A 12383-nucleotide genomic window follows, 5' to 3' on the forward strand; every position below is an offset into this window, starting at 1 on the left:
AGGAGTTATCTATGAATGAAGAGTTATTCCGCAGACTTCGCAGTGATATTCGCAGCAGCCTGGATGTAACCTCAACCGTAAGCAGTGAAGAGCTCTACCGTGTCATTGAGCGACGGATATTGGGTGATCCCCATATGACCGGAATGACCTCAAACACTAAACTTTTATTGATACGGCGCCTGTTCGATTCATTTCGCGGGTTAGATATTTTACAGCCGCTGGTAGATGACTTATCGGTAACTGAAATTATGATCAATAGTCATACAGAGATATTTATTGAACAGCAAGGTAAAGTCTCACAGCTGCCGCTGCAGTTTGAATCCAGAGAGCGGCTGGAAGATATTATCCAGAATATTGTAGCAGACGTTAACCGGATCGTGAACGAATCATCGCCGATCGTAGATGCCAGGCTGAAGGACGGATCGCGTGTCAATATTGTGCTGCCGCCCATTGCTCTTAAGGGACCGACGATGACGATCCGCAAGTTTCCCGCCGAACCATTAACAATGGAAGGACTGATTCAGCGTGATGCAATTAGCGAGGAAGCTGCCGGTCTGCTGCGGGATCTTGTACGAAGCAAATACAACATTTTTATCAGTGGAGGAACCGGCTCCGGCAAAACTACTTTCCTGAATGCCCTGTCCCAGTACATTCCTGCCAGTGAGCGCGTGATCACAATTGAAGATTCTGCAGAGCTGCAGATTCGGACCGTGCCGAATCTTGTATCCCTGGAGACCCGTAACGCCAATACCGAAGGACGGGGAGAGATTCAGATCCGGGACTTGATTCGTTCATCGCTGCGAATGCGTCCTAATCGGATTATTGTCGGGGAAGTGCGCGGACGGGAGGCGCTGGATATGCTGCAGGCCATGAATACCGGGCATGACGGGTCTTTGTCGACAGGTCACAGTAACAGCATTCCTGACATGGTCAGCCGACTGGAGACGATGGTGCTGAGCGGAGCCGATCTGCCCCTGACGGTAGTACGGAAGCAGATCAGCTCCGCTATCGACCTCTTCGTCCATCTGTCTCGCCTGCGCGACCATTCCCGCAGGGTGACAGAAATCAGCGAAGTCGCTGGCTTTAGCGGTGGCGAAGTCGTGCTGAATCCGTTGTACCGCTTCAGAGAGACTGGGGAGAAGGTAGGAAGGATTACAGGGCGGCTGGAGCCTTGCGGTGATGGACTACAGCATGTCGATAAGCTTGCGATGGCAGGTATTCCGCGGCTGGAGCAGAAGCCGGAGCATCAAAAATGAGGACGGGCGGGAGGAACATGAGCGGCACGCTGGGGAGATCAGGCAAGGTTGATAGTACAATTTCAGGTGCAAAGACAAGTCATTCAGACCTGGGGCAGGCAGGGATAGGCTCGTCATTGACGGATTACAGAGTTTACTTATTGTCGTCGGGAGAGAAGTGGGTTTGCCGATTGGCGGGTGGAATATTTTTATTCAGTGTAGGGTACTTGTTCTTTCATCACTGGATACCTGCAGGCCTTCTCTCTGGGGCGGGATGGGTGTTCCCCGGGTATTGGCGTCAATATCTGTTGAAGCGAAGGCGAGATACACTGGGAATCCAGTTCAAGCAGGCACTTTATTCATTATCTTCATCACTGGCTGCGGGCAGATCCGTCGAGAATGGATTCCGCGAAGCTATTGAGGATCTGAGACTGCTCAGTCCGGATCATGACAATGACCTGATCAAGGAACTCAGCGTGATCGTGGCCCGGATGGAATACGGTCAGCCTGTAGAGGAAGCGCTGCAGGACTTTGCCCGGCGGGCTGATTTAGAGGATATTACTAACTTTGCCGATGTGTTTGCAACCTGCAAACGGACCGGAGGGGATCTCGTGGAAGTGGTGCGAAGAACCTCTTCGATCATTGGGGAGAAGCTGGAGATCCAGCAGGAAATTCGTGTCATGGTATCCCAGAAGCGTTTCGAAGCCAGAGCCATGTTTGCAGCCCCGATCCTGTTTGTGGTGTTCATGAATCTCACTGCGAAGGATTATATGGAGCCGCTTTACAGCGGGATAGGTTATCTGATCTCTTTCCTTTCCCTGCTGACACTGGGCAGTTGTCTGTTATGGATTAATAAAATTATGAAGATCGACGTGTAGGGAGAAACCGTATGGGAATTGTGACAGCTGTAGCTGGCTTCCTGGCTCTGACTGCAGGATGGCTGGGCTTATACCTGATTAAAGGGGAACCTTACCGGTACATGGCCGGACTGGACATGCCAGGTATCAAGCTGAAGAAGTGGTCGCCTCCGTTTTTATTCCTGCTCCATGCCGGACGCATCGGTTCACGTCTCCCTATTGTTGTGTTTCGAATTCAACGGGCCGTTCAGAAGATCTACGGTGTTCGGCAGGCGAGTGAGAAAACGATGCTGTTCCTGGCCGAAATGATGGGGTTCAGCTGGCTAATGCTGCTTGGCGGCTGCGTACTTTCTCTGATCAGCGGCGGGTCCGGGGCAGGGTTGATCATTGGCTGTCTGCTGGCTGCCGTTCTTCCATTTGCCATTCTGAAGGATCTGTACAGCAAGGTATCAAGGCGGGAAGAGGCAATGCTGCTGGAGCTGCCGGAGCTGTTAAATAAAATGACTTTGCTGGTTGGGGCGGGGGAGACGGTTCAGAGAGCAATTATTCACTGTGTAGAACGCAAAAAAGAGGAAGAATGTCATCCGCTTTACCGGGAACTGCGTCAGACTCTAACTGAGTGGGAAAGCGGTTATTCGTTTCAGCAGGCTTTTGAAAATCTGAGCAAGCGCTGCGGGGTACAGGAGATTTCCGTGTTCACAACAACGATCCTGCTGAATATGAGACGGGGAGGTACTGACTTCGTTATGTCGCTGCGGGATCTGTCACAGATTCTGTGGAGTAAACGGACAGCGATCACCCGTACCCGGGGGGAACAAGCATCTTCCAAGCTTGTTTTTCCGATGGCGGTTTTATTCATGGTAGTCCTTGTGCTCGTCGGGGCACCCGCTTTTATGATGATGAACTTTTAGGAGGCGTAGCGATAATGTTGACAACGTTCAGAGAGAAGGCTGCAGCGATTTGGGAAGAGGAAGATGGAATTGGGACACTGGAGGTCATTCTGATTATTGCAGTGATCCTCATTATCGCACTGCTGTTCCGCAAAAGCATTCAGGCCCTCATCGAAAAGCTTCTTAAAAATATGGAAACCAAAAGTGAACAGTTTCTTAATTAGCGGACTCATGGGGAATGGGGGTGAAGATGGAAGTTTCTCACTGGAGGCTTCTCTCGTATTCCCGATCGTCCTGCTGACGCTGTTCCTGCTGATGTTCTTCTGTGTGTATCTGTATCAGCAAGCTATTCTTATGCAGACAGCTGCTATGTCGTCAGAACAGGCTGCTTACAGCTGGGATAACAGCCATAAAGAACCGCAAACGGGGTTCTTTAAGGAAGGACAGTATGATTCGTTGTACTGGAGGCTGTATGACGACCAATTGCTTGGTGCGCTGTTCGGCTGGGCCGGAGCAGAGCAGGAGCGGGTCATTTCTCTACCCGGAAGTGAGCAGGAAGGTGATCTGTCCATCCTAAAAATGAGCAGAGCGGGCAGCCGTATCCTTAATCCGATGGCCGGGGAGATGCGCTATCACAACAGGCTGATCAGCAGGCAGGTATCAGTCCGGCTGGAGCGTCCTGTAACTCTGCCGATGCTCAAGCATTATATGAGGAATCCCGAGCTGGAGGTTGAGACACAGTCGGGGATTGTCGAACCGGTAGAGTGGATCAGGTCATTTGAACTTGTGCGCTACTACGGAGCACGCTTCCTGGGACGGGGCAGTGGAGCTGCTGTAACGCCAGATGGGGTAGGGCAGGTCCTGAAGCAGAGCAGCCCATCGGCCCGGTAGATTGTAGGAGGGTAAAGCCATGAATGGCCGAAAGACGTCAGAGGACGGCGCAGTGACACCATTTCTGATTCTTGTTTTTGCAGTCATCTTTGCTTTTGTGGCTGTGTTCGCAGATACAGCGCGGATTGCTGCCCTGCATGTTCAGACCGACCGGTTAACCCATGCGGCAGTTAGGTCTGTAATGTCGTCATTTGACCCTGTACTGCAGCAGCAGTATGCCCTGTTTGCTTTGGGTGAAGGGGCAGGTCAGGAAATTATGACCAAGGTGCTGAATGACAGTGACCAATTGAATACAAGAGATGGAAACATCAGTATCCTCACAGGTCAGGTGGATTCATCGACACTGACGAAGGACCGCAAGCTAGGAAGATATATGATATTTAATCATCAGGTTCAGGAGGAGATGAAATACAAGGCGCCCGTCGATTTTGCATTCGAAATACTGGACCGCTTTAAACCCCTCTCCCGGGATATGAAGGAAGCATCACATACTGTGGATCTGATGAAGAAGCTTCAGAAGCTGTATGATGAACGCGAGCAAAAGCTGGACGAGGCCTTAGAGAATCGAAGGAAAGCAGCATCCGGCATAAGTAAAATTCCAGGCTTGCTTGGGAATGACAGTGCAGAGGTGATCGGCGACCAGAGACTTGGAGGATCGATCCGGAGCGCGGCCGATTCGGCTGCGATGTATGAGGACTATCAGCTCAAGGTGAACGAGGACGCGCTCAGGGAACCGAAGGACAAGCAGTACAATGATGAGCTCCAGAGGTACCGACTGGGAACCGGCATTATTTTGACACGCATTCAGCAGGAGAGTCAGCAGGCCGTGAAGGAACATGCGGAGCTGCTGGCCAAGAGCCGAAGTCTTATTCACGAAGCCTCCATGCTCAATGAGCAAATGAAAGGGGTGATTGAGGAAAGCAGGCAGCGTAACGCCAACCAGGGATACGATACGGTGGGGAGTGCCAGTACACCAAATCAGAAAGCTTCATCGTCAGAAGGGACTGCAGGCCAATCCAGGGCAAGGGCTGAGGAGCTTTTGCTTCCGGAATCGATCTTTATCATGCTGGAGACAGGAATATCAGAGCAGGAAAAAGACCATGCAGCGAATGGTCAACTGCTGATGTCTGCCCGTTCATCCATGCAGTCTGCCGTGAGCGCTGGCACGACCAGTGCAGAATATAAGCAGAGTGTGCGCAGCGCCTATCATGCAGTCAAGACTTATGAACAGCGCTACCTGGACAGCGGCAGTTCCAATGAGATTAACCGGGAACAAGAGGCACTGGAAGAAAGACGTGGTTCGGATAAAGAACGCAAGTCACTGGAGAAACAGGCGGGTGCCAAATTGAAGCAGGCTTATCAAGTCCTGGATATGCTCCGCAAGGGACAGGAGAGCAGTGCACAGTTTGAGCAGCTGAAGCAGTATTACGAGGAAAGTCTTGCTTATAACCAAAGCTCAAATGAAGAGGTGTCAGCAGGCACTGCTGCATCCGATCCATATGAAGCGGGCGGTAATGCCATGCAGGGAATGGACGGAATGTACGCGGCTGCTGCAAGTCTTATGGGACAGTTGAGCGATGAATTTTTTCAGAACGAGTATGCCTTAATGTATTTTAATCATGTTGATTTCGGTAAACTTGGGGGACTTTCGGCTGGATCCGGGGGATTTAAAGGTCAGATGGCTGAAGTGCTTGGCGATCAGCTGCTGGTGAACAACCAGGAGGTTGAGTACATTTTATATGGGTTGCATAACCCAACCGGGAACCTGGCAGCTGCCTATGGAGAAATCTTTGGTATGAGGCTGGCTATTCGTACCATGGAAGGCCTGATCAAGAACAGCAGCAAAGGAAATCCGCTTCTCGTCCTGGCAGCAGCCGTTCTGTACGGGGTAGAGAAGGCGATCGAGGATATGGTTGAACTGGCGCAAAAGGGGGCGATTCAATTGTCCGAATATGTGCCGGTGCGTATGACATATGCTGACCATCTGCGGCTGTTTCTGATGCTGCACAGCCATAATGAACACAAGATGTCCAGGATGCTTGCCTTGATCCGGCTGAATACAGGGATCAATCCGGCCGAACGTGATACCTATGCTTCCGGTGAGGTTAAGCGCGGGATGCGGCTGTGGTTTTTGCCTGGTGTTATGGGGACGCTCGGAATCGGCACAGGCAGCGGGGGAGTGTATGAGAATGGACGATATTATGTTACCAAGCAGGCGGATTTCTCCTATTGATCTCAAATTATATTGAGAGGGGAGAGAGGACTGTGCTTCAGAAGCGGCGCGAGCAGGGAAGCATTGTGCTGGAGGCGTCTATCGTACTGCCGTTTTTTATTTTTGTTGTACTTTTCTTGATCTACATTGTTCAGATGACCTTAGTCTCCACCGCGCTGCAGACGGTAGCCTCCGAGACGGTTAAACAGGTATCATCCCAGATTTACCCGGTCTCCCGTGGTGTCGATTCTATTTCTTCAGCAGCGGATCATGCCGTTTCCAAGATGCCAATTCCTAAATTATCGCTGGATGAATGGAGCGGTCGTTTCGCCGGGATGCTGCCAGCTCCGCTCTCCGAATGGATGGAGCAGGCCGTACAAGCAGGTAAAAGTCCACTAGAGGAACTGAAAGGTCAGGTCGCGGAGACGGTGCTGGATCCGGTAATCAAACCCTTATTCAAGTCTTATGTCGAAAAGAGCTTGCTCAGGTATGAACGTATCCATGTAACAGGGATTACCGTTCCTGACCTGGCATCGAAGACCAATCCATATTTTAAGGTGGAGCTTCGTTACGAGCTGCCAATGAAGGTGCCCTTCTTGTACAGGAGTATCTATATTCAGGCCGCCGCTGAAGAAAGGCTGTGGATCGGTGATACCGGTGAAGGTTCATCGGATGGGAAAAATACAGGCGGAAACGGCAGTACAGTGATTGAGCTGCTTTACAAACCTGAGCCTGCCATAAAGGGGAAATATAACAAAATCAAAGTCAGAATTCCACCAGGAAGCTCGGCCAATCTATCGGTTTTATATAAATCCGGCAGCAGTACAGCCAAGCATATCGGCTGGGCAGCCGCAGATGCAGAGGGCATTCTGGAATGGAACTGGTTTGTGGGAACGAAAACGACGCCAGGTCAATGGGCCTTTATTGTGGAGACGGCAGACGGGAGCCGGATTGAAGTGCCTTTTGAGGTGGCAGAGTCATCTAGCTCCTAGTTACAACGTGACCTGAAATGAAATGGAGGGAAAAGCATCTGAGTATTCACTACGGGATATGTGCTGTATTTATAGTGGCAGCTCTGATTACGGACCTCCGTTATATGAAAATTCCTAATAAGCTGACCCTACCGGCAATGCTTGGTGGACTCTTTTACCAAGGGGCCGCCGAAGGCTGGGAAGGCTTGATTTCTGCATCGGCAGGAATCGGTGCTGGTTTTGGAATACTGCTCATTATGTATTGGACGGGTGCTGTCGGAGCAGGAGATGTAAAGCTGTTCGGCGGAATTGGGGCCTGGACCGGAACCATGTTTACCGTTCAATCCATAATCTGCTCTGTTATGTTTGCCGGGCTGATCGGTCTGGGAATCCTGCTGTGGCGCCGCGAGATGCTGCTGCGTATCCGGAGGATTCTAACAGCGGTAGCAGGAATGTTCCTTATTGGGAGCAGGGAAGCTATTCGGCATGGTGCCGCAGAGCATATCCGGTTTCCTTTTATGATCGCGGTGGTACCGGGTGTCATATGTACATACATCAATTATGTTTGAGCAGAATGGTTTTGGGGCGTGCGCGGAAGCTTCAGGATGTACAGCTGAGGCGGCCAGAGATTGAAATGAGGTGAAACCTTTGCCGGCGCTATCAGACTTATCAAGGGATTTTGTAGACAATGGCGGAGCATGTATGGTCCTGTACATGGAGCCCCCACTCCAAGTGAATCAGTTAAACCGTATTCAAACTGGTATGATGACCTCGAATGCCATTCCCCGATTGCTTCCTTTAAGCATCCGGGAGATTGACTTCCAGGTGACACTCCAGTATGACATTACAGGCCGGCGGATGTTCTCCCATCAGCTGAAGAGTCACAAGATTGGGATCATGGATATGTATACCCTGCTGTTTGAATTATGCGAGACACTGTTGAACGGCAGGATATACATGCTGGATATTCGCAATTTTATTCTGGATGAACAGTATATGTTCGTGGACGCTACGGGAGAGCTGAGTTCAGTTTTCTTTTGTTATGTGCCGCTGCAGGAGCCGGATGATACCCCTGTACAAGTGCGTTTCAGCAGGCTGGTAACCAGGCTTATGCCTCATGTTAAGGAGCTGTCGGGCAGCGGAATACAGACTATTCTCAATCAGTGTGCCGCCGAGCCGTTTGACCTGAGGCTGCTGCACGAAATTTTGTTGAATCTGTTAAATGACGATAATCCGAGCAGAAGTTCCTATGCGCAAAATATGTCCACGGCCGGTGTTCATGGACTGCATATCGCTTCTGGGCAGCTACCTCACAAGAGGAACATGGATGGATGGGGCCCAGAGAAATTTCAGCATTCGGATGGTAGCCGCATGAGCATGAAGCTTGAAGAGATCCCTGACGAAACGGGACCGACCATCCCCCATAACCGGAAAGAAGCTAGAAACAGCCTGTTTCATCCGGCCAATCAACGGTATGAGCCTGGGAATGTACCTAAACATGAGAATAAACTGGAGGAAGCAGAGGGGGAAGATGGCCTCAAGGAGAGTTCGGCCAGACGGACTTATGTTGGTCTAGGGGGCCTTCTGGTTAGTGCGGTGGGATGGAGATTTTTTTATCTGGCGGAAGCTACCGTAATGAACCTTGTCATTTCGGGCGCTGTAACTATCGTCATGGCTGCAGTATCTTTGCTCGCCTGGAATGGCCGGTTATTTGAATTAGGCATCAAAAAAGCTAAGGAAGACGAAACTGAAGAGTGGCGCTGGAACCAAGCGGACAGCGAGGCAGTTGAAGAGAAGGCTGGGACAGAAACGGAGCAGCCGGATTGGGCACGTGTTGTCCAGGCTGTGAACGCCTCCCATGATATGGAGTGCGGCAGCCAATCTTTCTCTGCACGTGAGAATTTGTCCTTCAACCAAATGGAAGGTGCAGGTGGTGGAGTCGGGGAATTATCAATGCTGAACCCGGTGGGATACCTTCATTTCCCGGGCGAAGCTCCGGCTGGTGATAAAGGCGTGGCCACGGTTCTCCTGAAGGCCTCGTCCGGGGCTCAAAAGGATCCATCGGCGCAGCATTCAGCTCGCTCATTCGGTTACTTGGAGAGACAGACTGCTGACAGCGGGCAGAAGGAAAGGATCGAGCTTCATCGTGGCAGCTTTCTGATCGGCCGGGCGGAAGGGGCCGTACAGTATGTCGAGTCCTCTGTAGGTGCCTCGCGTACACATGTGGAGCTTAGCCGCAGGCAAGACCGGTATGTGATCAAGGACTTGGCTTCCAGTAACGGCACGACTCTAAGAGGTGAGCTAATGATTCCCTATAAAGAGTATCTATTAGATCATGGAGATACTTTTTCATTCGCAGGCGCTTCCTACACTTTCCGGTCAACGGCATAGAAAGACAGCTCCCGCCCTTTCAGGGGCAGGAGCTATTTTTTTGTAATATGAAATCAAGGCGTGGGGCGTGTGTTCAAAAGATAAAGGATAGGTTATACATTTTATGTTTGTTTCTTTTATGGTGATTAGATAAGGGTACAAAAGCCCAATCCTTACAGAACAGGAGCTGATATGCTTGTTCGCCTTTGCGACGCTGATCGCTGTATTTGTCAGTCCCGTTATCGCTTTTTTGCTGCTGTATCTGCTGCTGGATCCAGCCAGATATACGACAGCTGTTCGTGTCTGGGCATCCATCTTGTTTGCTGTCCTCGTATGGACGCTGCTCGTTCTTCTGACGTATATACAGGCTTACAGTTAGACAAGGGAGCGGTAAACCTATGCGGTTTTATCGGCTCCCTTGTGAGGATACGCTATTTGTTTAATCCGACAGTTTGCGTGATTTGAGATCCTCGAGCGCAAGCTGGAGAGTGGGGAAGAGGTACTGGAATCCATGATCCAGCGCTTTCTTGGGGATGACACGCATCCCTTCCAGAAGCACGACAGCCAGCTCTCCGACCGCAGTCTTGATCAGGAAACTCGGAACCGGAAACCAGTGCGGGCGGTGGAATACCTGTCCAATGGTTCGGCCAAATTCGTCATTGGTTACCGGATTCGGGGAAGAGGCATTGACGCCGCCTGTCATTTCCTTGTTCATCACCATAAAATCAATTAACCGGACCATATCAATAATGTGAATCCAACTGTTCCACTGCTTGCCGCTGCCGACTCTGCCTCCGACTCCAAGATGGTAAGGCAGCTTCAGAAGCGGAAAAACCCCTTTACGGTGACCCAGGACAAGACTGACCCGCAACAGCGCTAAGCGCACTCCCTTGATCGCTTCGGCGGCTTTCTCCCACTCGACAGCAACATGAGAAGGAAAATTCATATCCCGGGCAGGACTATTCTCGTCGAACGTCTTGTCCGGGGAAGTTCCGTAAATCGCCATGGCTGATGCCTGTACCACCACTTCCGGCTTATGCTGCAGCGCATCAATCGCTTTGGCGACGATGGCGACGGTCCGGAGCCGTGATTCGATAATTTCCTCTTTGGCTTTCTTGGTCCAGCGCTGGTTCAGTGTTTCCCCTGACAGGTTTACAAGGGCATCAATGCCCTCGATCATCTGCGGTGTCTGATCCAGCTGATCCCAGCTGATATAGCTCAGGTTTGTACTGGGCTGGGCATGCTGAGGATGCTCGCGGGTGACGATCACCAGCTGGTGACCGGCTTCAAGCCAGAAATCGACCAGTGCCCTTCCTATAAATCCTGTGCCTCCGCACACAACAATCTTCATCCTTATTCCTCCTCATAGGGTCCATCGTTCTACATCTAATCCTGCATTTGCATCAATGGAAAGGCGAGTTTCCAATCTGACGGGCTAATGCCGCAGTGTGACAAATGCCACAGTGTCGTGATGATATGTACTGATTTCGGATAGCTGGGTCAATCTGGTATACAGCTAATTACCCTGCAGATACAGACTTGTCCCTTCCGGCAAGCAGAAAGGTTTGCTTCAGATATTCCCGGGGGGATCCCATCACCATCGTTCCTCTTGCATAATTACAAACGAATCCGCTTCAATGACCTGATTACCTGTAATATGTTCTGTTACCTTTTATATATAGCACTGATACTTGAAGAAAATCAAAAAGAGTGCTGCTAAGCGGTCCGGAAGGCATCCAAAATGCTCATGTTGTCTGTTTGGTCCAAGCAGGCTAAAATAAGAGGAACATTTGATGAAAAGGGGGAAGAATGATGCTGAAAATTGGTTCCCACGTGTCATTCTCGGACAAGGGACTGCTGACTGCGGCCAAGGAAGCCCAGGGATACGGTTCCAGTTCGTTCATGATTTATACAGGAGCACCACAAAACACACGGCGCAAGCCAATTGAAAGTATGTATCTTGAAGAAGGCAAGGCCTTAATGCAGCAGAACGGGGTGGGTGAAATTGTGGTCCATGCACCGTATATCATCAATCTCGGATCTTATAAGGAAAACACGTACGAGTTGGCTGTAAGCTTCCTGCAGGAGGAAATCCGCCGTACTCATGCGATTGGTGTGCGTAATATCGTCCTGCATCCCGGTGCTTTTACCGATAAAGATGCGGAATACGGAATATCCCGGATCGCGGATGGTTTGAACGAAGTACTGGACGGCGTGAAGGAGACGGATGTGAATATCGCACTCGAAACGATGGCTGGCAAAGGCACGGAGATCGGCCGCAGCTTCGAGGAAATCGCGCAAATCATCGATAGGGTTCACCATAACGAACGCCTGACGATCTGTATGGATACCTGCCATATTCACGACGCCGGGTATGATATTGTGAACGATCTGGACGGGGTGCTGAAGCAGTTCGACGATCTGATCGGACTGGACCGGATTGCGGTTGTGCACATCAACGACAGCAAAAATCCGGCGGGTGCGAAGAAGGACCGTCATACCCCGATTGGCTCGGGCTGGATCGGATATCAGGCTATCCATAATGTGGTGCACCATGAACTGCTGAAGGGCAGACCGTTTATTCTCGAAACGCCATGGATCGGCAAGGATGCTAAAACGCAGCGTCCGATGTATGAAGCCGAGATTGCACTGCTGCGCGGCGATGTATCAGAGCGTTTTGGCGGACAATTCCTGAGTGAGGTAGAAGAGCTGCACGGTTTCTTTTCCAAGCAGGACATTGAACACCGCTCCTTCGTGCTGAATACCTGGGAGCTGCTTAAGAACGATGCCAAGGCCAAAAAGGCCGACCCGCGCGAGCCGATGGAACGCTTGTATGATATGGTCGCGGAAGCAGGGCTGTTCCCAGAGTTGAGTGAGGAGCAGATCAACCAGCGGCTGATCGCCTGGTTCGCCGGCAAAGAGCAGCTGGTGACCATTTAATTCATAGCAGATTATAA

Annotated in this window: 12 protein-coding genes; 11 read left to right on the top strand and 1 reads right to left on the bottom strand. The window is 50.9% G+C overall.

Features of this window, described 5'->3' with window-relative positions; genetic code table 11:
- Positions 1–11 precede the first annotated feature (11 nt).
- From Q5741_RS12890 to Q5741_RS12935, 10 genes are all read left to right on the top strand, one after another.
- Positions 12–1256: a CpaF family protein gene (locus Q5741_RS12890; protein WP_305024493.1), complete on the top strand. Its 1245-nt coding sequence runs from the start codon at positions 12–14 to the stop codon at positions 1254–1256.
- 17 nt (positions 1257–1273) lie between these two features.
- Positions 1274–2113 carry a type II secretion system F family protein gene (locus Q5741_RS12895; RefSeq protein WP_407074354.1) on the top strand — a complete coding sequence of 280 codons (840 nt, stop codon included), beginning with the start codon at positions 1274–1276 and terminating at the stop codon, positions 2111–2113.
- Positions 2114–2124: 11 nt separating this feature from the next.
- The gene (locus tag Q5741_RS12900) at positions 2125–3003 is read left to right on the top strand and encodes a type II secretion system F family protein (protein ID WP_305024494.1); all 879 of its coding nucleotides are present in this window, start codon (positions 2125–2127) and stop codon (positions 3001–3003) included.
- Between the two features lie 14 nt (positions 3004–3017).
- The gene (locus Q5741_RS12905; RefSeq protein WP_305024495.1) at positions 3018–3206 is read left to right on the top strand and encodes a Flp1 family type IVb pilin; all 189 of its coding nucleotides are present in this window, start codon (positions 3018–3020) and stop codon (positions 3204–3206) included.
- The gene (locus Q5741_RS12910) at positions 3187–3873 is read left to right on the top strand and encodes a TadE/TadG family type IV pilus assembly protein (RefSeq protein ID WP_345784159.1); all 687 of its coding nucleotides are present in this window, start codon (positions 3187–3189) and stop codon (positions 3871–3873) included. The genes Q5741_RS12905 and Q5741_RS12910 overlap by 20 nt, the downstream gene beginning before the upstream one ends.
- Positions 3874–3892: 19 nt before the next feature.
- Positions 3893–6106, top strand: a complete 2214-nt coding sequence (locus Q5741_RS12915; RefSeq protein ID WP_305024496.1) for a DUF5702 domain-containing protein — start codon at positions 3893–3895, stop codon at positions 6104–6106.
- 32 nt (positions 6107–6138) lie between these two features.
- Positions 6139–7077: a TadE/TadG family type IV pilus assembly protein gene (locus tag Q5741_RS12920; protein WP_305024497.1), complete on the top strand. Its 939-nt coding sequence runs from the start codon at positions 6139–6141 to the stop codon at positions 7075–7077.
- Positions 7078–7115: 38 nt separating this feature from the next.
- Positions 7116–7625, top strand: a complete 510-nt coding sequence (locus Q5741_RS12925) for an A24 family peptidase (RefSeq protein ID WP_305024547.1) — start codon at positions 7116–7118, stop codon at positions 7623–7625.
- A gap of 163 nt (positions 7626–7788) precedes the next feature.
- Positions 7789–9447, top strand: coding sequence for a DUF6382 domain-containing protein (locus Q5741_RS12930; protein ID WP_305024498.1), 1659 nt, complete (start codon positions 7789–7791; stop codon positions 9445–9447).
- 175 nt (positions 9448–9622) lie between these two features.
- The gene (locus tag Q5741_RS12935) at positions 9623–9805 is read left to right on the top strand and encodes a hypothetical protein (protein WP_305024499.1); all 183 of its coding nucleotides are present in this window, start codon (positions 9623–9625) and stop codon (positions 9803–9805) included.
- 60 nt (positions 9806–9865) lie between these two features.
- On the opposite strand, the gene Q5741_RS12940 is transcribed toward Q5741_RS12935, so the two are convergent.
- Positions 9866–10777, bottom strand: coding sequence for a TIGR01777 family oxidoreductase (locus Q5741_RS12940; RefSeq protein ID WP_305024500.1), 912 nt, complete (start codon positions 10775–10777; stop codon positions 9866–9868).
- Between the two features lie 461 nt (positions 10778–11238).
- On the opposite strand from Q5741_RS12940, the gene Q5741_RS12945 reads away from it, so the two are divergent.
- Positions 11239–12366, top strand: coding sequence for a deoxyribonuclease IV (locus Q5741_RS12945; RefSeq protein ID WP_305024501.1), 1128 nt, complete (start codon positions 11239–11241; stop codon positions 12364–12366).
- Positions 12367–12383: the final 17 nt, after the last annotated feature.

This window comes from Paenibacillus lacisoli, from assembly GCF_030580655.1.
Taxonomy (GTDB): domain Bacteria; phylum Bacillota; class Bacilli; order Paenibacillales; family Paenibacillaceae; genus Paenibacillus; species Paenibacillus lacisoli.